This window comes from Falsiruegeria mediterranea M17 (assembly GCF_900302455.1).
In the GTDB taxonomy this organism is placed as follows: domain Bacteria; phylum Pseudomonadota; class Alphaproteobacteria; order Rhodobacterales; family Rhodobacteraceae; genus Falsiruegeria; species Falsiruegeria mediterranea.
This window is the reverse complement of sequence record NZ_ONZG01000013.1, coordinates 150,437-173,263: the sequence shown is the minus strand read 5'-3', so window position 1 is coordinate 173,263 and position 22,827 is coordinate 150,437. Positions and strand designations below refer to the sequence as shown.

Here is a 22,827-nt window from a genome sequence, read left to right as displayed (position 1 = left end):
TCACATAGGTGGCGCGCGGGCTACTGAACCACTCCACGCAGTAACTCGATGAGCTTGCTGGCCTCATCCTTGCCGAGCAGGGATTGAAACTCGATGTCTTGTTCCTGCACTTCTTCCCGGATCTGCAGCATCCGCTTTTTGCCAAGGGCCGTTGGAAGAACGTTGACCTGCCGGTGGTCGGCTTGCGCGACTTGCCGATGTACCAATCCATCCGACACCATTCGGTCGACCAATTTGGTCAATGTCGGTGGGTTCATCAAAACAACCTCAGCCAGCTGCCCCATCGTCAGTCTATGACCCGCCTCGAGCGTCTCAAGAATGCGCCATGCTTCGATCTGGATGCCGTGTTGTTTCAGGCGTGTGCTCAAAGATGCCTGCATCTTTCGATGGGCCGCAGCCAGAGCATACGACAGATAGTCCTGAATTGGGTTTGAGCTCGATTCCATCGGGGCACCTGTGTTTGGCTCTCGAAATTTATTTGACTTGGAAAGTAAAATCAATTGGTATGTAGCGGTTCCCGATCCAGCAAGGAAGGGCCGAGCCACTTTGACCACGTTACCCAGTATTCCAACCGAACTTGAGGAACTGCGCGATGATCCCATGTTGCGCGGCAAGGGAACTTTTCGGATCGCTCTGCTCATTCCTTTGTGTGGTGCCGCAGGACTTTGGGCCCCGTCCTGCATCTCGAGCGCTCAGGTGGCGGTCGAAGAGCTGAACCGGACCCAGGGCATAGACGGCCGCAAAGTGCAGCTCATCATGATCGATGCAGCGATGGAGGCCCGTATCTCGATTGAAGAGACGGTCAATGATCTGATCGAAACAAATTCGATCGATGCCATCGTAGGAATGCACATCAGTGCAATTCGCCAACGCCTCAGCAAGGTTGTTCGGCAACGGATCCCCTACATCTATACGCCGCTGTACGAAGGCGGTGAGCGAACAGAGGGTTTGTTCGCGATTGGCGAAACCCCGGAAGAACAGCTGGGCCCGTCGATTGAGCACATCCAAAACGAATATCGACCACGCAGTTGGGCACTGATCGGCAACGATTATGTGTGGCCCAGGACGTCACACAACTATGCCAAGGCCAAATTGCAGGAAATGTCCGTTGGACTGGCCTATGAGAAATATCTGCCCTTTGGCCTGACCAGCATGACCCGGTTTGTCGAAGAAATTTCCAACTCCGGTGCCGAGGCCGTTTTGATCTCGCTTGTGGGACAGGACGCGGTTGCGTTCAACCGGGCCTTTGGCAAAGCCAAATTGCATGATCGGATGGTTCGTCTGTCCTGCGCCATCGAAGAAAACGGTCTGTTGGGATGCGGTGCAAACAACAGCAAGCGATTGTTCGCTGCATCCTCTTATTTCGGGACATTGCCGACAGAGGCGAACCAAGCTTTCAAGGAAAAATACTACCGCGTGCATGGGGATCAAGCGCCGGTGCTGAACGCATTGGGTCAATCCACCTATGAAGGGGTGCATTTTCTGGCCGGATTGATGGAAGGACACGCCAAGGTTTGGCGCGATCACAGTGTTTCCGATGCCCTGCCCGTGATTCATCGAAGTGGTCGAAAACAGTCGTCCTCCAACAAAAGCAAACGGGCGCCGATCTACCTTGCACGGGCCGATGGGCTGCGATTTGAGGTAATAAAAGAACTATAAAACAGATGCTTAAGTAAAATTAGTTTCCATTTCAATTTTTTTACTTGAAATGGAAAATAAATTCTCTCACGCTTTGACCAACAAATGGATTGCGGGCCCAAGAGAGCCTGGCGATCGGTCAAAGAGGGAGAGTTACCTTGGCTTGGGTTATCCTGCTGGTTCTGCTGGTAGTTGTCGCGTTGGTCGCGATCTGGTTTCTGCAAAGATACTATGCAAAAGCGACCTTGGACGTTGCGCTTGTGAGAACCGGTTTCGGGGGGCGCCGTGTCATCACCGACGGTGGCTGCCTGTCTCTTCCGATTTTGCATCAGGTTCAGAAAGTCTCCATGGGGGCGCTGACTTTCGGCATCAGCCGCGAGGGCCGTGAGGCTGTCCTGACACGGGACAAGATGCGGGCTGATGTTCAGTTTGAATTCGAACTGCGTGTCGCTCCCACGGCTGAGGGCATTGCCACCGCGGCGCAGGCCTTGGGTGCGCGGATCGCCAGAGGGGGCGAAACTGTCGCAGAGGTTTTTACCGGTTCTCTGGTCGACGCTATCCAACGCGCAGCTGCGGTCCGAACGTTGGAAGAGATCCACCTGGATCGGTCCGGGTTCTCTAATGATGTTGCCGAAGCCATTGACGCGCAAGCCGCGAAACTGGGTCTTACGCTTGTGTCGGCCTCTTTGATTGCCGTGGATCAAAGCGATCTGAGCCAGTGGAACGAGAACAACGCCTTTAACGCTCAAGGCATGCGCCAATTGGCAGAGCTTGTAGCTGACCAGCGCAAAGAGCGCATCCGTATCGAAACAGAGGCCGAAGTGGCCGTGCGTGAAAGCCAGTTGGCTCAGCACCAACGACAACTGGAACTGAAGCGCGCAGAGCGTGAAGCAGAGATCGCGCAGCAAGAGCATCTGGCGAAACTCGAAGCGGATGCGAAATCACGCGAAGACCGCGCACGCGACGAGGCCAAGCTGGCCAGCGAAACCACGCGGATTGAAAACGAAAAACGCGTGAAGGCGACGCAGGTGGAATCCGACGAGGCGCTGCGCAAGACCGAGATGGCCGCGATCCGAGCGCTGGAAGAGGAAAAGATCGAAAACGACATCTCGATTGCCAGGAAACGGGCTCAAGAAGCTGAAGCGCGGGCAGAAGAGGAAGAGGCCAAAGCCAAGGTCATCTTGGCGGCCGAAAGCGTACAGGCACAAAAAGAGCGTGCGGTTGCGGAACGAGAACATGAGACCGCCCGTCTGAGACAGCAAAAAGATCTGGAGCTGGAAGGGGCCAAGGTCAGACGTGATGTCGAAACGCTCCTGGAAAAGGCAAACGCCGACGCTGCGGTGAAAACCAAAGCCAGCGCAGTCGAACGCACCCGTATGGAAGCAGAGGCCGCAGGTCGTGCTGCACTGAACGAGGCCGAAAACACGCTGGGCGAGGCAATGATCCGCATGCGGTTGGAAGAGCGCAAGCTCGACCGTTTGCCCGAAATCATGACCCAGATGATGAAGCCAGTCGAAAAAATAGACTCGATACGGATCAATCAGATCTCTGGTGCGGGCGGCACCGGTGACACGGGCCAAGGGGTCGATGGCGCATTTGGTGCGGCCATGGATCAGATCTTGGGAATGGCCGTGCGCTTGCCTGCGATGAAACAGATGGGCGAGGAGATCGGACTTGATTTCGACGCCAACCTGGCTGGTCGAACCGCAGATTACGCGAACCGGATCAAAGACAAACCAAAGACCGAGAAGTGACGGAAAAACCGTCACTTCAACCGGAACGACACTAGGGAGGAAACCGATATGTCACTGAACCGTCGAAACTTTTTGGCCAGCACGGCCGCTCTTGCAAGTGCGTCGATGCTACCACGCGTGGCCCTGGCAGCCGACACGATCAAATTGGGCTCAATCCTGGATACGTCAGGCATTTTCGATGCTTACGGCAAGCCGATGGATATGGCGATGCGTCTTGCTGTTGACGAAATTAACGCGGCCGGTGGTCTGCTTGGCAAACAGGTTGAAGTCACGGCCTATGACACGCAATCGGATATGGCGCTTTACTCTCAATATGGTCAGCAATTGACCCGCCAGGACCAGGTGGATGTGGTGCATGGTGGCATCCTGTCCGCCTCGCGCGAGGCCATTCGCCAGACGATGCGCAAGACAAAAACGCCTTATTTCTACAATGTTCTGTATGAAGGCGGTGTTTGTGATCGCAACATATTCATCAACGGCGTGACCCCGGCCCAGCAAGTTGAAGCCCTGGTGCCTTATGCCATGAGCAAATCCGGCAAGAAGGTCTATATCCTGGCTGCTGACTACAACTATGGTCAGATCACGGCGCGCTGGATTCAGAAATTCGTGGCAGACAACGGCGGCGAGACCGTGGGCGTCGACTTCTTCCCGCTGGATGTGAGCGACTTTGGCTCGACCATCGCCAAGATCCAGTCTGCGGGTCCCGATCTGGTCATCGCACCGCTTGTTGGGGGCGCGCATCTGTCGTTCTTCCGTCAGTGGGCGGCCGCAGGGATGAAAGACCGTATTCCGCTAGCGTCAACCACCCTGGGCGTCGGCAACGAGCACAAGGTTCTGACGCCGGAAGAAGGCAACGGCATCATGGTTGCTTACAACTACAGCCAGGAACTCGACACCCCGGCCAACAACGCGTTCAAGGAAAAATGGGCGGCGGCCTATGGCGACAGCAACCTGATCCACGAAATCGCCGTGTCGAACTATCAAGGTGTTCTGACCTGGGCCGAAGCTGTGCGCCAGGCGGGGTCACTGGACCGAGATGCGGTTATTGCCGCGCTGGAAACGGGCCTGTCCATCGAAGGTCCGGCGGGCAAGGTAACGGTCGATCCCAAAACGCACCACGCAGTTCTGGATGTCCACATCATGGAATTCGCAAACCAGGGTATGAAGGTGATTGAAACGCTGCCGCAGCGCCAGCCCATTGATACCCAAGCGGTGTGCGATCTGGCTGCCAATCCGGGTGACAACACCCAATACGAAATCCAGATCTGAACGCTCTCACAGATCTAGCGCGGAGTTTGACAGCTCCGCGCACCCATCCCTTACGTCTCTCTTTTCAACGGAATCTCGCGCAATGGATTTGTCCGTCGTCATTCTTGTCGAAATGCTCTACGCGGTCGCCTCTCTGATCCTGATCAGCTCTGGCCTTGCGGTTGTGTTTGGCATGATGAAAGTGATCAATCTCGCCCATGGCGAGTTCATGATGATGGGCGGCTATGCGACCATCACCGCCGTCAATCTTGGCATCAACATCTTTCTGGCCATGCTGGTGATCGCACCCCTTGTCGTGGGTCTGATCGGGCTTGCGGTCGAACGATTGGTGATCCGTCATCTGTATGGAAGACTGGTCGACACCATGCTGGCCACCTGGGGCTTAAGCCTGTTCTTCATTGGGCTGGCTACGATGATCTTCGGTAATACAACAACCGGTATCTCGACGCCGATCCCGGGCTTTGCCATCGGAAACTATCAGATCAACGGCTACAACTTCTTCATCATTGTCGTCGCAATTCTGCTGCTTGTTGCGATGCTGGTGATCCTGAAGAACACCCGCGCCGGTTTGATCGCACGCGGCACGATGCAACGGTCGGACATGGCCGCAGCTTTGGGTTACAGCCCCGACCGAATTTACATGGCAACATTCTTTTGCGGCTCTGCCCTCTCCGGGCTGGCGGGGGCTGTTCTGGCCCCGTTGGTTGGCCTCGTGCCGACATCGGGTGGGGCCTATATCGCCAAGGCCTTCATCACCGTTATCGCCGGTGGGCCGTCCCTGATCGCAGGTTTGTTTTCTAGCGCGGGTTTCTTCGGGATCGTGAACCAGGTTTTCACCTTCGCCATTTCACCAGTGATAGGCGAGGTCGCGCTGTTGATCGCTGCCGTCGTCCTGCTGCGTCTTTTGCCCCAGGGCATCACTGGAAAATTCTTCAAGGGAAAACTGTGATGCAGGGAAGCCTTTCAAACGATGCAATCAAGATCATCCTGATCACGGGTTTCCTGATCTGGGTGATGCCCCTGATGATCAGCACCTACACGCTCACGATTCTGATCGTCTACGGGATGCTTGGACTAAGTCTGGGTTTGATCTGGGGTTTTGGTGGTATTCTGTGTTTTGGTCAGGCCGCGTTTTTTGGGTTGGGTGCCTATACCTACGCGATCGCAGCGATCAACGTCGGCGAAAGCACGGCTCCGATGATCCTGGCCGTTCTTGTTCCGGCGGGGTTTGCTGCACTGCTGGGTGCGATGATGTTCTACGGGCGCCTGAACGACGTCTATCTCGGGGTCATAACCCTGGTCGTGACGCTGATCCTGTTCAAGTTCATCAACTCCACCGCCGGGCCGCAGTATGTCATCGGAAACGCACGCTTGGGCGGGTTCAACGGGATCCCCGGCTTTCAGACGCTGAACATCCCTGGCAGCCCAGAGGCCTATATCTGGGGCGATAGCTATTTCTATGTTTGTGCGGTCTTGCTGGCGGTCGTCTTTTTCCTGGTGTCTGCTTTGCTGAGATCAAGTTTTGGCCGCATCGCCGTTGGTATTCGGGAAAACGAAACCCGCATGTCCCTGATGGGGTATGACGTTCGAGCCAGAAAAACGGCTCTGTTCGCGGTCGGGGCTGCCATCGCCGGGTTGGCCGGTGCGCTTTTTGCAAATTGGGCTGAGATTTTAACGCCAAGTCTGTTTTCGCTTGGCCAGTCCGCCGAGATCATCATCTGGTGCATCGTCGGCGGATTGGGAACACGGATGGGTCCGGTTCTCGGGGCTGCCGGTTTGGCCTATCTGAAGTTTCTTCTGGGGCAACAGAGCGCCGTTGATAACACGCTGATCACCGGCCTCATCCTGGTGCTCTTTGTACTTTTCCTGCCCAAAGGTGTCGTTCCGGCCGTGGCAGGTTTGTGGAAGGTGAGCTTTGGCCGCCGACCTCTGGGGCGCACGCACCATCAACGACGACCAAGAAACCGGGAGCGCGTCAGTGGCTGAAACTGTTTTGGAAACTCACGGACTTACGATGCGCTTTGGTGGTGTCGTCGCGTCCAACAACGTTGACTTCAAACTACGCGCTCGCGAATTGCGTTGCCTGATAGGTCCCAACGGGGCGGGCAAGTCCACGTTCTTCAAATGCGTTGCAGGGCTGCAAACACCGACCGAAGGCGAGATCTACATGCGGGGGGTGGAAACCACGCGGTGGATGCCTCATCAGGTTGCGGCGTCGGGGGTTGGTATCAAAACTCAGACACCCAACGTGATGGACAGCCTGAGCGTTTTCGAAAACATCTGGCTTGCGGCCCGGCGGTTTCACGACCCTAAAGATGCCAATCGAAAGACGCAGGACATCATCGAGCGGCTGGCCCTGGGATCCATCGCCAAGGACGACCTTGGACGCTTGGCGCATGGGGAACGACAGCGCGTCGAGCTTGGCCTGGTTGCGGTTGGCGATCCCTGGTTGGTGCTTCTGGACGAGCCTGCCGCCGGGATGAGCGCAGAAGACGTCGAGCGCATGACTCGGATTATCCACGAGATGAACAAGACCGCAGCGATCATCATCGTCGAGCATGACATGCAGTTCATCCGCTCGATTGCCAAAATGGTGACGGTTTTCCATCAAGGCGAGGTGTTGATGGAAGATCACGTGGATCGCGTCATGTCCGACCCCACGGTTCGCAACGTCTATCTTGGAAAGAAGAACTGAGATGAATGATGACGTAACACAAGTCCTGGAAATCAAAGGGCTCTCAGGTGGATATGGCAAAGTGCCGATCCTCCACGGGATCGAATTTGCAGTGGCCGAGAACGAAGTGGTTGGCATCCTTGGCCATAATGGGATGGGCAAGACAACCCTTTTGAAAATGCTCATGGGGTTTTTGCCAGGTCGGGTGGGAACGATCAGGTTCCACTCGACTGAGATCAACCGGATGTCACCCAACGAGCGCGCCGGGCTTGGTCTGGGGTATGTCCCGCAAGGACGAGGGATTTTCCCGCAACTGACGGTTCGCGATAACCTACGGTTTGCCTGGCACGAATACGCCGGGAGTTCCGAGAGCGAAGTGATGGAATCCGTGCTGTCGGATTTCCCCAGGCTTCGACCACTGATGGATCGGGAAGGCGGCGCTCTTTCGGGTGGAGAACAGCAATTGTTGGCTCTTGCCCGCTGTCTGATGGGTGACCCGGAGTTCTTGCTGCTTGATGAACCGACCGAAGGCATCCAGCCGTCGATCATCGAGGAAATGGGGGAAACGCTGCTGGCTTTGCGCAAAAGCCGGGGGCTTTCCATTCTTCTGGTCGAACAGAACTTTGACTTTATCTCGGACCTGTCCGACCGGGTTCTTGTTCTCGAGCGCGGTCGCATAACCGGCGAGCTAAGCAAGACAGACCTGTCCGATCAGGCCAAGGTCGATCAGTTTCTTGGCTTTGGGGCGGCGCGGTCAACCCGAGGACAAGCGAACACGCGTCCGGACACACAGGCCGCCCAACCGACATCAACCAAATCTCAGGCAGTTTCCGCGACCCAACCGACTGCCGCAAACGTGGTGACCAATATGACTATTAAACGACCGACACTTTCGCAGATGCGTGACATGGCCAACCGGTTCGGGATGAACCTGTCAGACGAAGATCTGGAAGAGTATCGCGAGATCATCGAACCCTACATGCAGGCCTATGACAGGCTCGATGCGATGCCGGACTATCTGCCCGAGGTGCGTTATCCCCGCAGCCCCGGCCACTTTCCCAACCCGACCGAGAACCTCTTAAATGCCTGGTATGTAAAGACAGAAGTGCGCGGTGCACCGGATGGTAAACTGCGCGGTAAGCGCATCGCGATAAAGGACACGATCTGCCTGGCTGGCGTGCCGATGATGAATGGATCTTCGATCATGGAAGGCTACACGCCCGAGATCGACGCCACCATCGTGACGCGCATGCTGGATGCCGGGGCCGTCATCACCGGCAAGGCCCATTGTGAGAACTTCTGCCTTTCGGGCGGATCGCACACCAATGCAAAGGGCCCGATCCACAACCCATGGAAGCGCGGCTACATGGCTGGCGGCTCCTCGGGCGGGTCGGCTGCACTTGTCGCGGCGGGTGAAGTCGACATGGCCATTGCGGGGGATCAGGGCGGGTCAATCCGCATCCCATCCTCGAACTGCGGTGTCTACGGGATGAAACCCACGCATGGGCTTGTGCCTTACACAGGGGCGATGCCGATCGAGCAAACCATCGACCACCTTGGCCCTGTGACCAACACAGTTGCGGACAATGCGCTGCTGCTTGAGGTTCTGGCAGGTGAAGACGGTCTTGATCCGCGTCAGTACAAACCCACGGTCTACAGCTATACCGAGGCATTGGGACGTGGGGCTCATGGGATGCGGATCGGGGTCTTGACCGAAGGGTTCGGTCACGAGAATTCCGAAGCTGATGTTGATGGAAAAGTCAGACAGGCGGCTGATCGTTTTCGCGAACTGGGTGCCCGCGTCGAAGAGGTTTCGATCCCGGAACACTATACGGCGATGGATGCCTGGACGGCGATCACGCTGGAGGGGCTGCAAGATGGCATGATGTGGGGAAATTCGACCGGCACCAACTACCGGGGTCTCTTCCTTCCTTCGATGACCGATCACATGTCGCAATGGCAGGGTAGGGCGGATGAACTCAGTCATTCGCTCAAGGCTTGCATGTTTGTCGGCGAGCATTTTCAACGCCAATACCGGGGTCGTTTCTATGGTAAAGGGCAGAACATCATGCGGCTTTGCAATGAACGCTACCTTGCAGCGCTCAAGCAGTACGATCTGTTGCTGATGCCGACACTGCCAATCAAACCGCAACCTCATCCCCCTGCCGATTGTTCGCTTAGCCTTTATGTGCAGCGGGCCTTTGAAATGGTTCCCAACACGGCGCCCTTCAATGGTGGGCTGCCCGCGATGAGCATACCGTGTGGTCTCAGCGACGGCTTGCCCATTGGCATGATGCTGGTTGGTCCGCATTATGGAGAAATGAAGATTTACCAAGCGGCGGATGCTTTTGAGCAGTCGGGCGATTGGAGAAACATGTAGGGGAGGATCGACATGTCAATCCTGAGTGAAAGCCAGGCGGCGCGCATATCTGACTGGGACAGCAAGACCACCACAGCCGGCAATACGCTTGCTCCCCAAGACGGGCAGTCCTATGTCCGCGGGCCGTCTGCCCCTGCGTTGGCCTATGTCACGATCCCCCAGCTGTTGCGCGAAGCGGTGTCGAGATTTGGCCCGCGCGAGGCTGCGGTCTTTTCCGAGCAAGACATCCGGATGAGCTATTATGATCTGGACCGCGCGGTGGACGAACTCGCATCCGGGCTATTGGCGCTTGGTTTGGACAAGGGGGATCGGGTCGGGATCTGGTCACCCAATCGGGTTGAATGGGTATTGACGCAATTTGCGACCGCCCGTGTCGGTCTTGTTCTGGTGAACATCAACCCGGCTTACCGCCTGGGTGAATTGGAATACGCGTTGAACAAGGTCGGCTGCAAAACCCTTATTGCGGCAAAGTCTTTCAAGACCTCCGACTATGAAGGCATGATCCGTCAACTGGCCCCGGAACTCGATGACTGCGAACCAGGAAAGCTGCGGTCGCACAAACTGCCGCATTTGCGCAGCGTAGTCCTGATGGATGATCAACCAGGCCCTGGCGCTTACTCTTTCAAAGATCTGCAAAACCTGGGTGGACCGGCTCAGCAACTGCGTATTCCAGAGATCGACAAGACGCTTGGTCCAGATGACGCCATCAACATCCAATTCACGTCCGGCACGACAGGGATGCCTAAAGGTGCAACACTGTCCCACTACAACATTGTCAACAACGCCCGGTACGTGACCGACCGAATTGATCTGTCCGAAACGGATCGGCTGGCCATTCCTGTTCCGCTTTATCATTGTTTTGGCATGGTTATGGGGGTCCTGGGTGCCGTCAGCAAAGGCGCGACCATGGTCTTTCCGGGCGAGGGGTTTGATGCCGCCCAGACACTGGATGCGCTCGCCAGCGAGAGATGTACGGCCGCCTATGGCGTGCCGACCATGTTTGTCGCAATGCTCGAAGACCTCGAACGCAAACCACGTGATCTGAGCAGTATGCGCACCGGCATCATGGCAGGTGCACCCTGTCCGGTAGAAGTCATGCAGCGTGTGAACGCGCAGATGAACATGCAGGAGGTGACGATCTGCTACGGCATGACAGAAACCTCGCCCGTGTCCTTTCAGAGTTTTGTCAACGATCCCACGGACAAACGCTGTGAAACGGTGGGTCGTGTTCATCCCCACCTTGAGGTCAAGATCGTCGATCAGGATGGGCAGATTGTTCCCATTGGCACCAAGGGCGAACTTTGCACGCGCGGCTATTCGATCATGAAGGGCTATTGGGAGGACCCGGACAAGACTGCAGACAGCATCTTGGATGGTTGGATGCATACCGGCGATCTTGCCGTGTTCGATGAGGATGGATTTTGTTCCATCGTCGGTCGGGTGAAGGACATGATCATCCGCGGCGGAGAGAACATCTATCCGCGCGAGATCGAAGAATATCTGATCCGTCACCCCAAAGTGAGTGACGTACAGGTCTTTGGCATTCCTGATGAAAAATTCGGAGAAGAGGTCTGTGCCTGGGCCATCGCAAAGCCCGGTGTCGATCTGACGGAAGACGAACTTCGCGCATCGCTACAAGGCCAGATTGCTCACTTCAAGATCCCCAGGCACTTTAGGATCGTCGACGAAATTCCCATGACAATCACGGGCAAGCCGCAGAAGTTTGTAATGCGTGACTTGATGGTCAAGATGGTCGAATAGAGGCGGTTGGTGCACAATGAAGCATTGGGAATCATGGGCTTTGGCCTGCGAGACACTGTACTGACACCAACCTACGCTTAAGGAAAATCCACCAGCCTTCGTGCAAGTCGCCTATCTGCAGAGTAGACCTTGTGCCTCGCTTGGGTCAGCCATCCAAGCGACGGCCTCCTTCCTGCTCAAAGTCAGCGACTAACCGGCTTTCTGGCCGAGATGGGCCAAGACTCTGCAATGGTCGCAACCTGCGCATTGCCGACGTCGATGCCGAGTGCGGTGTCGGTCCGTCTAAGTTTGCAGTGGCCCCCGGCGGGTCTTGGTGTGGACCACGGCTCGCGGACCAAGGAGGCCATCTGATGCCGGGCGGGTTGTGGACACCTCGCACGCTGGAAGGACGGAAAGCAGTCGTTCGCTGATGTCCGTTCCCGACTTTCTGCAATGGAGGCGCGCGGCTTTGTTCAGCCCAAACTGCAAATACGCAAGGCGTCGAGAATTGCGGCGTGCATGTTGCGGCCTGCGACGGCGTCACCAACACGAGCCAGATGGAACCGGCCGGTTTGCCCGACATCCTTGAACGGTCGCACGCCATCAATCAGCGCCTTGTGGTCGACTTGTCCAAGGTTTCGCGAGCTTGGTTTGAGGTCGTGATAAAGCTCATCCACCGGCGTCAAACCATGTTCAACGACCACGTGGTCGACAAGACGTTCGGTGATGTCACCCGTCAGGACATGGCGCAGGCAGACGCGAACCCGGTTTCCCTCACGGTTCAGAGTGTGAAGTTCCTGAAGGCAGGTGAATGTGACCCCATTGGCGGCCAAATCGCGCAAAGCAACTGCGGACGTCGTTGGGCCAAGGTCATGCAAAAGCGTCCGGTCGGGGGTCACAAGTTCGACGCTGGCGCCAGCACATGCCAACGTGTCGGCCGTTATCGCAGCAGGGTGGTCGCCGACCTCGTCGAACAAAAGCACTTCGCCCGAGACCCGTGCTTCTCCGGACAGGACCTCCCAGCTGGAGAGCGCCAGATCGCCGCTCGGAATGGCAATTGGCTCAGGCCAACCGCCGGTGGCAACAATGACCAAGTCTGGGTTTTCTCTTAGCACGTCATCAGCTTCGGCATAGGTGTTCATTCGGAGATCGACGTTCAGAGTGGTTGCTTCGGAAATCAACCAATCAGCAACGCCCCAAACCTGCTTACGTGTCCGACCCTTGGCGGCCAGAACAAGCTGCCCTCCCAATCGATCTGACGCCTCGAACAGTACCACATCGTGACCCCGCAAAGCACTAACCCGCGCAGCCTCCAACCCGCCTGGTCCACCGCCGACGACAACCACTTTCCTTCGGGTTTCGCTGGTGGGGACGATATGGGGCAAAGTCTGTTCCCGCCCCGTGGCAGCATTGTGCCCACATACCGCGGGCTTGCCCTGATTGACCCGATCCACGCAATATCCAAGGCCAACACAGGGACGAATGCGGTCCTCTTCGCCGCGTGCAAGTTTTTCCACCAGATAGGGATCAGCCATCTGGGCACGCGTCATGCCCACCAGATCCACATGGCCGCCGGTAACCGCGTGGCGGGCGGTTGCAATGTCGGCGATTCCACCTGCATGCAGGATCGGCAGATTGACAGCCTCGCGGATGCGTCCAGCCACCGTGATGTGCGGGGCGGCAGGCAGGCCCATAGGGCGCACCCACTCAGCAAGACCAAGATCATCGTATGGGGCCCCGGCCAGAACGTTGAGAAGGTCGACATGGCCACTGTCTTCTAGTGTCCGAGCAGCGGCGACGCAGTCCTCGGCGCTCAACCCGCCCTCAGTCAACTCATCGCCCGTGATGCGCATAGACAGTATGAACTGTGGGCCGACCTCTGCGCGCACGGCTTCCAATACTTGCAGGGTCAGGCGCATTCGGTTCTCTAACGATCCACCATAGAGATCGTCGCGCTGGTTGGTCAGGGGAGACAAAAACTGACCCAACAGATGCGAGTGCGACAGAAGCTCAATCCCATCAAACCCGCCTTGCTGACAGCGTCGTGCCGCGGCTACGAAGTCGCCAATCACCCGTTCGATGTCTTCGTGTTCCATCACTTTGGGAAAGGCGCGATGCGCGCGCTCACGCACTCCGGATGGCGCCAGAACCGGTAGCCAATGCCCGTCATCCCAAGTAGTTCTACGCCCCATATGCGTGATCTGGCACATAATAGCCGCGCCATGCGCGTGAACACCCTTAGTGAGTTTCCGAAACCAGGGGATGATACTGTCGTCGCCCGCATAGAGCTGGCCAAACACCGAGGGGCTGTCGGGGGCGATATTGGTCGACCCGCCGATCATGGTCAGGGCAACACCACCCTTGGCCTTCTCTTCGTGATACAGCCTGTAGCGGTCTCGCGGGTGACCGTCCTCGACATAATTGGGCGCGTGAGAGGTACTTACGATACGGTTGCGCAACGTCAGGTGCTTGAGCTGGAATGGATCAAGTAGTTTGACCACGATTAATTTCCCTTCGGTCACACCGTCAGTTTGAAGCCCGCCCTGCGTCGGGGCCGCTTCAGTGCCTGTTGAGATACAATATCGAAGCTATGCTACTTGCGAACCTCGCAAGAGATTTCACTGGTTCCGACACGGAGCCACAAAAAGACGACCAGACCAAGAGATGCAAATGTAAGAACTTCGTTAGGCAGAAGAAGGAACCTGACACGGGCCGGACGCTTCACCAATTGTGGCAAGCTGCCGCTTGAAGATGCAAAGAGGTGCTGCGGGGTGGTCAGCCAATGCGGGCCTATGCTGCACCATAGCAATGTCGCATATGTCGAAACTCCGAGAAGCGGAAAAGCCGCTGTTCCAAATTCTGACTTCAGTGCCCGCTTAGCTGCCAAATGGGGACAAGTAAGCGGTTTTGAGTGTTTCGCGTCACGACTTTGGAGAAGTGCGGATAATACGCTGCATGAAACCAATGAACAGATCGCGCTCGTCCTGCGAAAAACCGACCAATAGCTGATCATTGACACCTGATGCGGCAGAATACGCTTCGTCGCGAATACCCTTTGCTTTGTCGGTCAAGCACACAACCTTGGCCCTACCGTCGGTAGGGTGATCTTTCCTGACAACAAGCCCGTCACGCTCCATTCGGTTGAGTGTGTTGGCCATTGTTGCTTGTTCAATGGCGAGCTTTTCGACCAGTTCCTTCTGGGTCTGTCCGTCCTGCTGCCAAAGGGCCAGCAACGCTGGAAACTGCCCCGGCACAATGCCCAATGGTTCAATACGTTTACGCAGACCTTCAAAAAACAGGCGCGCAACATGGTGGATCAGATATCCGGCGGATGAGTTGCGATCAAAAGACATAAGGCTTCTTAGAATTGCATAGCATGGAATGCAATGTGGAACGGCATGCAAGTAATCATGATGAGCCTGCGTCCAAATCCGAGTTCAGTTCCGTCGCGTTTAACGCGTTGCAATTGCTGGATTTTGAGACAATCGAGGAAAGAATGTATGTTCACCCGAGGGATACGGTACTAAGCGCAGTTCTCGCGTTGCTCACCGCACGGCTCATCTTGTTTGCGTCAGCCGACCATGATCCCATTTTTGGGGGCGAGGCTTTCTTTCTGATGACCCGCTCGGTTGTTCCGTCTACGCGCCTTTGCAGGTTTGAAGAAATGTTCGGTGGATTGGCCCACATGAATCTGGTCCACCGCGTTGCAGGGGTTTTTGCTGTGGCCTTTGCATTGATATGTCATTTTGTGTCGCTTGTCTGATAGGTGAAGCCTCTGTTCTCCTAAACATTGCGGCGACCCACTTCAGGTGAGGGGTCTCAGGCGCATGAGGACATACAGACCTTTCGGCTTGTGTCTTTTGATGAAAACCCACTGGTTGGCTTTTTGAGCAGACAAAAGCATGTATTTTGTCCACTTTTTTGCCTAAACTGTGAAATGGTGAGGGGCGTTAGCTATGGCTCATTATTCGACAATCAGAAAGATATCAGTCACCCCGGACGGCGGCCGACCGAACGACCTGAGTGGTACAATCGGGCTCAACTTCGATGGAAGTCAGGCGATTGTTGGAACGTTTGCGACCAACCTTGCGCCCAATGATCCCAATGGATCGACTTATTCGGTCTTGAATTACGATGTTGAAAGCAGAGAGTTTTCTTATATCGGAACGGCATCATCAATTGTGCATTCACATAACCTGGCTTTCTATGTGGGGCAGGATCTGGGACTCGCCGTTGTGGATGCGACCTCTGGTGCGACGCGCGATATCGTGCCGCGAACGCCGGACGACGAGGAATTTGATGCTGCCATTCGATTGACGTTCGTCTCGGATGATGGGGCTGTTGCCGCCTTCTGGTCGCGCCCCACCAATTTCATCGATGGTTTCACAAGCACAAACGTCGAAACCTACGTCTATGACTTTGGCTCAGGGGAAACGGAACTGGTCAGCCCGGGCCTTGGCGGAGCAGAACCAGATCGCGGGATTAGCGGCGCTCTGCTGTCAGGGTCCGGTACATTCGTCGCCTATTCCTCCTCTGCCAGCAACCTGGTTGCCGGTGACACCAATGGCGTCAACGACGTTTTTCTGTTCAATCGTCTGACCGATAGCCTGACACTGGTTTCTGTTGCGGCGGGCGGTGGGGTGGCAAATGGCCCGTCCACGCTCTTGGACATTTCGCAGAACGGTCAGAAAATTGCCTTCAGTTCTGAGGCCAGCAATCTGGTTGCAGGCGACACCAATGGGCTGCGCGACATCTTTATCTATGACGTGCTCAGTGGTGGAGTTACCCGAATTGGCCAGGGTCTGGATGGCTCGGACGCAAATGGCGCGGCAGTGAATGAGGTCGATTTTTCCGCGGACGGGCGGTTCGTCACATTCACGTCTTCGGCCACCAATATCACAGCAGACCCGAGCTTTGCCGAGCGCGTATTTGTGACCGACCTGGTGAGCAACGAAACCGCTGCCGTCGATTTCACATACAGAGGTCAGGCGCCCAACAGGGACTCTGGGCTTGGGATACTGTCCGGGGACGGGTCGGTCATCGCATTCACATCCATGGCGACGAACTTGATTCAAGATCCGGTCCGGGATTCCTACTGGGATACGTTTCTGGTCGACAACCCACTTTTGGTCGTTCCGAACCGGGCCCCTGTTTCGACGTTCACCAGAGGTATTGACCCAAGTTCTGACGGAGATGAAATCAGCTTTGATTTCGGTCGGTTTTTTCGCGATCCCGACGGTGATACGATCACTTACTCGATCTCGGCCTCGTTGGGGGCGGGTACGTTTCCGGACAATGTAGATCTGCAATTTGACGCAAGTACCGGCGTGCTGAGTGGAACGCTGAATTATTTCGGACCGTATGTAGAGCTTCCAGTGACAGTCACGGCGGATGACGGGCAGGGGGGGCGGACCACAGCCTCATTTGACTGGCAGTTGAGCGCGCGCGAGGCGCCAGACACGCTTTTGATGGAATACGTCGCACGCGAGACGGCGTATATGCTGGGGGACAATATCCCCTTGGCTGGCCGCCTTTTTGTTGGCTCCGACGTGCTTGACGCAAATGGCAATCCCACGGGGTACAACGTTGATGAAATCTGGGATCTGAAGGGGACAGGTAACGACGACACCGGCTTCATCGCGGCGGGATTGGTTGGGGACGGCTTGCAACCCATTCTGGCGGTGCGCGGCACGTTCTCTCCGATCGACGGAGCCTTCGCCGACACCGATCCACGTGGCGTGGGGTTGACCCAGTTCGAGGCCGCTTGGAATGCCACAGGACCAGGCAGCCTCCGCCAATGGATCGAAGATCACGAAAGCCAGGGCATCAATGTGTCGGGCCATTCGCTGGGTGGGGCCCAGTCGCAATTGGTCACAGCCTATGCATCGCAGGCAGGGTTCAAAATCGCCTCTGTAACCACATTCAATACGCCCGGCATTTCGCAGGCCTCGTTGGCGCGGTTTGACGACTCTCTGGTCGGGCCGGTCAATCACTGGGTGGCGTCAGGCGATATCGTGTCCATGGCCGGGAATGCGTTTTTACCTGGGCAAGTCACGCTCTATGACATGACGACCTTTGACACCGACACGCATGGGGCTCTTGCGCCTCTGTTCTATTTGTTGGGCGCGCATACCAAGAAATGGTCCCAAATTGCGGTCTACAATACGGTCTACAACGGGTCCGCCCCCATGACCCCCGGAGAACCAGCGGTTCTGGGAACAGTTGACGCGGCTGTTCTGGGCGCTGCGGACTACAACCATCTGAGCAATCCCGCCAATGTACATGACGAAGAATTCGCGGCCTTCCTGGTCAGCCTGGGATGGGCTGGGGATGTCGTTGGATCCTACACCGAACGCCCCAACCTTGGTGGGGAGTTGGTCAAATCGCTCCTGCGGAGAGACGATGCAGAGCAGACGCGCCAGGACATCGGCGAGGTCATCCGCTTTATCGAAGGCAGCGCTGACGTCGCCGTGGCCGTAACCAACGCCGTCCGGGACGAACTGGCGCAGCGCCTACCGTCAATGAAAGAGGTCCTTCTCACCGCAACACTCGCCCCGGGTCGGCTGCTGTTCAACGAATTCAAGAATTTAAGTGCGGAAGCGATCACGCAGATCATCAGGCTGAACGCCGAATTCTGGAAGGCCATCGACAGCATTACACCCGAATTCATAACCCGTTTGAGTTCTGCAACCAGTGAGTTTTGGGAACGGCTCAATCCGTTCAACTCAGAAGCGTGGAAAACGGTCATGGCGTGGACCGCGGCAGAGTGGAACGAGGCGGCAGGCTGGGACGGGTATGTCTGGGAGACGCTGGGGGAATGGGGAGAGTCGATCTGGGCCGAGTTGCGCAAAGGTCCGTTTGAAACGTTCCGCGAGCTTGCGCAACAATCCCTGACCGATCTCCAGACGCTTGGAAGCTTCGGCGCCGCGCTGCTGGCTGAGCTGAACGCGCTTGGGGTGTCGATAACAAGCGCCACGATCAATGGGCTGGCGGGGATCCCGACAGCGATTGCCGGATCGATCTTTGATGACACCACTACAGGTACCGCAGCGCGCGAGTCTTTTGACGGAGGGCTTGGCAATGACACGATCACACCGGGCGGCGGTTTCGACGACATCAAGCTGGGCGCTGGCAATGATCTGGTGCGTGGCACGATTGAGGAACTGAACGGAGATCGCATTTCGGACTTCACGGATGGCGACCAGATCGAACTTCTGGGTCTGCTGTTGGAACTGACCGATCTCAGGATCACGCTCGGCTCGGCTGTGCTGGACATAGATATCAATGGCGACGGGCAGCGGGATGCAACGATCATTCTGCAAGGTGATTTCGAAGTGGACGACATCGTCCTGCGACACCAAGGGCCCAACACGATTATCGAAACCCAAGGTGCCGCGAACGGAACAGATCAGCAGGGCACTGCGGGCGCGAACATTATCCAGGGCTCGCCCGGCAACGATACGATTGATGGGCTTGACGGCGACGACAGCTTGGTCGGCGGACTTGGCAACGATTCAATTTCCGGTGGCGGCGGATCGGACACCCTGATCGGCGGTGGCGGGAATGACAGCATTTTTGGCGGCCAAGGCTTCGACTATGCCATTATGGACGGCCAGGTGGACGATGCAGAGGTGCGGCTTGGCACCAATGGCGTCTTTGTTTCCACTGCCTCAGACGGCAGAGACTTCATTTCCGATGACGTTGAACGCATCGTTCTTGGCGGAAAGTTCCACACTTATGCAGAGATCGAGGCCTTGGCCCCGGCAGTGATACCGGGCGATGAGGCCAACAATGTGATCTATGGCACGGCAGACCGGGAAATCATCAATGGCCTTGCGGGCCATGATTGGCTGGTGCCCGGGCGTGGAAATGACACGGTTGATGGCGGCAGCGAGCGCGACATGGTTTCGTACTCGGATGTGCTCGAAGTTGCAGGGCGGGGGACGGCATTCATGTTGGATCTTGATCTGGGCGCGGGCACGGCCAACGTGTTCGGTGGCGAGGTCGACCAGCTGATCAGTGTCGAGCGGGTGACTGGGACAATCTTTGCGGACGTTCTGCGGGGCAGCGACGGTGATGACGAACTGCGCGGCATCGGTGACTATGACTGGTTCGTGGCGACCGCAGGCAACGACACGCTGACCGGTGGCAACGGGCTCGACATGATCACCTTCGTTGAGGCGCAAAGCAGCGGTGCGCCAGTTTTTGAAAGTGTGTTCTCGGTCAACGGTGCGCCGCCTGTGGGCGCGGCCGTGGGCGGTGTGACGCTGGATCTGTCGGATCCCAGCCGCAGCACAGGGTTGGCCGAAGGGCTGACGCTGAACTCGGTCGAGCGGGTCACCGGGTCATCGCATCAGGATGTCTTCTATGGAGATGCTCAGCAAAATGACTTCCGTGGCTTGGGGGGCTATGATTGGTTCGTCGGTTCGACGGGGGGACGCGAGCGATACTTTGGTGGCGATGGCCTGGATACCGTGACGTATTTCCAGTCAACGTCCGGCGTTACCGCATCCTTGCGCAACGGCGCGGGGCTGTTCGGCGGCCAGGAGACGGGCTATGGCTCGGCCGGAGACGCGGTGCGGGATCTGTATTTCGAGATCGAGAACCTGGTCGGCACCAACTTCGACGACAGTCTGACCGGCAACAACGAGCGCAACCAGCTGTCGGGATTGGACGGGGATGACTTCATCTTCGGCTACGGCGGGACGGACTACATGAAGGGGGGCGCGGGCGACGACACGATAAATGGCGGCGCGGGATCAGACTTTGCTTTGTATGACGGCAACCGGTCCGAATACACGCTGACGCGGACTTCGGTGACCGAAGTTTCGGTGACGCATGCGAGCGGCACAGACAGTCTGAGCAACGTGGAATACTTTCAGTTCAACGACACAACCGCCAACATCTGGGAACTTTCCATTTGAATGCTGGCACCAACCGACACTTGGCACTGCCTGGTGATCCCAATCTGGCGGTCCCCGGTGACCCATTCCCATGAGATCAGGCGATCAAGCTGTTTGTGATCCGCTTTGACAAAGGATGCACCATGAAACGCTGATACTTTGGAAACCAGGGCCAGTGCGGTGCGGGCCTGCTGAGATTGGGTGCTTTTCTGAGATTGGAGCCTGATATTTCAATCGCTTGGATGTGAAATGGCATCCCGTAGGGGAATCGAACCCCTCTTTCCAGGTTGAAAACCTGGCGTCCTAACCGATAGACGAACGGGACGCTCTTGGCGTGTGGGCGTATCTAAATAAGGCGGCGTTGCTGCGCAAGTGCATTTTCCACGATTTCGCGGATTTTTTCACAGCATCCGAGCCAGGAAATGTCGCCAATTTTATCCCATGTTTTTCAGAGTTTTGTTGGATGTGAAAGCGCAGAAATCTCCTGCTGCAAACAGATACCTGATGATGCCGATTGGGAGAAATGGCATCCCGTAGGGGAATCGAACCCCTCTTTCCAGGTTGAAAACCTGGCGTCCTAACCGATAGACGAACGGGACGCTCTTAGCGTGAGCGGGTATTTAGTTTCCCCGGCCCGCGACCGCAAGTCAAAAAATGCGCTGCGCAGAATTTTCTTTCAACATTCCTGTCTCAGGCTGGCGCGGCGTCATCCAGACGCAATTGCGCCGATTGCCGTCCCCCCCAGGTGTTGATTTCCAGCCGCCCGGCAAAGTGAAAGCGGGCCCCTCCATGGTTCAAAAGCCGCTCGCCAAGGGGGGTGTCGAATGCCCCAAAGGCGATGGCATCAATACCGCCTGACATCCCGTCTGACAGCGACAGTTTCAGATGCGACTCGCCCACGCGTTTGGCGAAACGGATGCTCAGATCAGGCAGAGCATAGCGTGGGGCAGGGGCACCGGCACCAAAGGGCCCTGCCTGTTCGATCTGTTCGATCAGATCCACCGTCGCCGCACCAGGCATCAGCATTCCGTCCAGTTTCAGGTCCGCAGGCCCGCTTTGACCTGCGCCTTGTTTCGCCAGCAGCTCGCTCAACCGCTCCATGGCCGGTTCCAACTGATCCCGCAGCACGGTCAGGCCCGCCGCCATCTTGTGACCGCCGCCTTTGACAAGCAGACCCTCGGCCGCCAGCCGTTGGATTGATGCGCCCAGGTCCACGCCCGACACCGACCGGCCCGAGCCTTTGCCCTCGTCACCGTCGAAACCGATAACCACCGCCGGGCGGTTTGCGGCCTCTTTCAGGCGCGAACTGACGATTCCGACGACGCCCGGATGCCAACCTTCGCCTGCTGCCCAGACCAGCGGGGCTTCAAGCCCGCGCTCTTCGGCCTGGTCCATTGCTGCGGCGCGCACGGCGTTTTCGATGTCGCGGCGTTCGCGGTTCAATTCGTCCAGCCGCTCGGCCATGGCTTCGGCCTCGATCATCGAATCCGTGCTCAGCAGCCGGGCGCCCAGATCCGCCTTGCCAATCCGTCCGCCCGCGTTGACGCGTGGACCCAACAGGAACCCCAGGTGATAAGTCGAAGGCTGCGCATCCATGCGCGACACATCCGCCAATGCCACCAAACCGGGCCGCTGGCGCTGTGCCATGACCTTGAGCCCCTGGCGCACCAGCGCCCGGTTGGCCTCAATCAACGGCGCCACATCGGCCACCGTTGCGAGAGCCACCAGATCCAGCATCGCCATCAGGTTCGGGCCTTTGGCGCCTGCATCGCGCATCTGTCGGCCTGCTTCGACCAGCATCAAGAACACCACGCCAGCTGCGCAAAAATATCCCAGATCCCCGCTTTCGTCCTGACGGTTGGGGTTCACCACGGCGACGCAGTCGGGCAACGTTTCGCCACCCAGGTGGTGGTCCAGCACGATCACATCCGCGCCCTTGGCGGCTGCAATCGGGTCATGGCTGAGCGTGCCGCAATCGACACAGATGATCAGGTCGTGATCCCGCGCCAAGGCCTGCATGGCGGGCACGTTGGGTCCATACCCCTCGTCAATGCGATCCGGCACATAGAGTGTCGCCTGCATCCCCATGTCTCGCAGCCATACAATCAAAAGTGCTGCCGAACTGCCGCCATCAACGTCATAGTCGGCAAAAACCGCGATCCTTTGACGCTCGCGTACGGCTTTCAAGAACCGCGCCGCCGCGACCTCCATATCCTTCATCGAGCGGGGATCGGGCAGCAGCTCTTTAAGGGTGGGGGAGAGAAATCCCTTGGCCTCCATCGCTGGTACCCCACGCCGGGCCAGCACCTGACAGACCGAAGCGGGCAGGTCGCCGGATTGCGCCATCATCTCGGCGGCGCGCTCAACTTCGATCGACGGTCCAACCCATTGCCGCCCCGTCAGTGACGCAGATACACCCAGATAGCTCATCCGATCCCCCATATGGCAAGGCCGGACCCAATGCGGACC

General features: G+C 57.1%; 14 protein-coding genes and 2 tRNA genes. 10 read left to right on the top strand and 6 right to left on the bottom strand.

Going from position 1 to position 22,827, the window contains the following annotated elements:
• Positions 1–20: 20 nt before the first annotated feature.
• Complete coding sequence (locus TRM7615_RS21745; RefSeq protein ID WP_108791684.1) at positions 21–446, bottom strand: MarR family winged helix-turn-helix transcriptional regulator; 426 nt, start codon at positions 444–446, stop codon at positions 21–23.
• Between the two features lie 100 nt (positions 447–546).
• Here TRM7615_RS21745 and TRM7615_RS21740 point away from each other — a divergent pair, with 100 nt between their 5' ends.
• The 8 genes from TRM7615_RS21740 to TRM7615_RS21705 all read left to right on the top strand — a co-directional run bounded on the left by TRM7615_RS21740 (position 547) and on the right by TRM7615_RS21705 (position 11,476).
• Positions 547–1,659, top strand: coding sequence for a substrate-binding domain-containing protein (locus TRM7615_RS21740; RefSeq protein ID WP_235824176.1), 1,113 nt, complete (start codon positions 547–549; stop codon positions 1,657–1,659).
• Between the two features lie 137 nt (positions 1,660–1,796).
• Positions 1,797–3,392: a flotillin family protein gene (locus TRM7615_RS21735; RefSeq protein ID WP_108791680.1), complete on the top strand. Its 1,596-nt coding sequence runs from the start codon at positions 1,797–1,799 to the stop codon at positions 3,390–3,392.
• A 48-nt stretch (positions 3,393–3,440) separates the two neighbouring features.
• A complete protein-coding gene (locus tag TRM7615_RS21730) occupies positions 3,441–4,661 on the top strand; it encodes an urea ABC transporter substrate-binding protein (RefSeq protein WP_108791678.1) in 1,221 nt (406 codons plus the stop codon).
• Positions 4,662–4,743: 82 nt separating this feature from the next.
• Entirely contained in the window at positions 4,744–5,610 is an 867-nt protein-coding gene (locus tag TRM7615_RS21725; RefSeq protein WP_108791676.1) for an ABC transporter permease subunit, read from the top strand.
• Positions 5,610–6,647, top strand: a complete 1,038-nt coding sequence (locus TRM7615_RS21720) for a branched-chain amino acid ABC transporter permease (RefSeq protein WP_108791674.1) — start codon at positions 5,610–5,612, stop codon at positions 6,645–6,647. Before TRM7615_RS21725 ends, TRM7615_RS21720 begins: the two co-directional genes overlap by 1 nt.
• Positions 6,640–7,356: an ABC transporter ATP-binding protein gene (locus TRM7615_RS21715; protein ID WP_108791750.1), complete on the top strand. Its 717-nt coding sequence runs from the start codon at positions 6,640–6,642 to the stop codon at positions 7,354–7,356. Before TRM7615_RS21720 ends, TRM7615_RS21715 begins: the two co-directional genes overlap by 8 nt.
• Position 7,357: 1 nt before the next feature.
• Complete coding sequence (locus tag TRM7615_RS21710; RefSeq protein ID WP_108791672.1) at positions 7,358–9,715, top strand: amidase; 2,358 nt, start codon at positions 7,358–7,360, stop codon at positions 9,713–9,715.
• A 12-nt stretch (positions 9,716–9,727) separates the two neighbouring features.
• The gene (locus TRM7615_RS21705; protein ID WP_108791670.1) at positions 9,728–11,476 is read left to right on the top strand and encodes an AMP-binding protein; all 1,749 of its coding nucleotides are present in this window, start codon (positions 9,728–9,730) and stop codon (positions 11,474–11,476) included.
• Between the two features lie 452 nt (positions 11,477–11,928).
• Here the strand turns inward: TRM7615_RS21705 and TRM7615_RS21700 are convergent, their stop codons facing one another.
• Positions 11,929–13,956, bottom strand: coding sequence for an NADH:flavin oxidoreductase (locus tag TRM7615_RS21700; protein ID WP_235824175.1), 2,028 nt, complete (start codon positions 13,954–13,956; stop codon positions 11,929–11,931).
• Positions 13,957–14,376: 420 nt separating this feature from the next.
• Entirely contained in the window at positions 14,377–14,808 is a 432-nt protein-coding gene (locus TRM7615_RS21695; RefSeq protein ID WP_108791668.1) for a MarR family winged helix-turn-helix transcriptional regulator, read from the bottom strand.
• A gap of 35 nt (positions 14,809–14,843) precedes the next feature.
• On the opposite strand from TRM7615_RS21695, the gene TRM7615_RS21690 reads away from it, so the two are divergent.
• Positions 14,844–15,218, top strand: coding sequence for a hypothetical protein (locus TRM7615_RS21690; RefSeq protein ID WP_125133724.1), 375 nt, complete (start codon positions 14,844–14,846; stop codon positions 15,216–15,218).
• A gap of 193 nt (positions 15,219–15,411) precedes the next feature.
• The gene (locus tag TRM7615_RS21685; RefSeq protein WP_108791664.1) at positions 15,412–20,379 is read left to right on the top strand and encodes a lipase family protein; all 4,968 of its coding nucleotides are present in this window, start codon (positions 15,412–15,414) and stop codon (positions 20,377–20,379) included.
• Positions 20,380–20,608: 229 nt separating this feature from the next.
• On the opposite strand, the gene TRM7615_RS21680 is transcribed toward TRM7615_RS21685, so the two are convergent.
• The 3 genes from TRM7615_RS21680 to recJ all read right to left on the bottom strand — a co-directional run bounded on the left by TRM7615_RS21680 (position 20,609) and on the right by recJ (position 22,788).
• Positions 20,609–20,683, bottom strand: a tRNA-Glu gene (locus TRM7615_RS21680).
• Positions 20,684–20,882: 199 nt separating this feature from the next.
• A tRNA-Glu gene (locus TRM7615_RS21675) sits at positions 20,883–20,957 on the bottom strand.
• A gap of 91 nt (positions 20,958–21,048) precedes the next feature.
• On the bottom strand, positions 21,049–22,788 hold the full coding sequence (gene recJ / locus TRM7615_RS21670; RefSeq protein WP_108791746.1) for a single-stranded-DNA-specific exonuclease RecJ: 1,740 nt from the start codon (positions 22,786–22,788) through the stop codon (positions 21,049–21,051).
• Positions 22,789–22,827: the final 39 nt, after the last annotated feature.

Bases quoted from the DNA above. Each gene is read 5' to 3' on its own strand.
- TRM7615_RS21745 (WP_108791684.1), bottom strand. From the start codon at position 446: ATGGAATCGAGCTCAAACCCAATTCAGGACTATCTGTCGTATGCTCTG.
- TRM7615_RS21730 (WP_108791678.1), top strand. From the start codon at position 3,441: ATGTCACTGAACCGTCGAAACTTTTTGGCCAGCACGGCCGCTCTTGCA.
- TRM7615_RS21725 (WP_108791676.1), top strand. From the start codon at position 4,744: ATGGATTTGTCCGTCGTCATTCTTGTCGAAATGCTCTACGCGGTCGCC.
- TRM7615_RS21720 (WP_108791674.1), top strand. From the start codon at position 5,610: ATGCAGGGAAGCCTTTCAAACGATGCAATCAAGATCATCCTGATCACG.
- TRM7615_RS21710 (WP_108791672.1), top strand. From the start codon at position 7,358: ATGAATGATGACGTAACACAAGTCCTGGAAATCAAAGGGCTCTCAGGT.
- TRM7615_RS21705 (WP_108791670.1), top strand. From the start codon at position 9,728: ATGTCAATCCTGAGTGAAAGCCAGGCGGCGCGCATATCTGACTGGGAC.
- TRM7615_RS21695 (WP_108791668.1), bottom strand. From the start codon at position 14,808: ATGTCTTTTGATCGCAACTCATCCGCCGGATATCTGATCCACCATGTT.
- TRM7615_RS21685 (WP_108791664.1), top strand. From the start codon at position 15,412: ATGGCTCATTATTCGACAATCAGAAAGATATCAGTCACCCCGGACGGC.
- recJ (WP_108791746.1), bottom strand. From the start codon at position 22,788: ATGAGCTATCTGGGTGTATCTGCGTCACTGACGGGGCGGCAATGGGTT.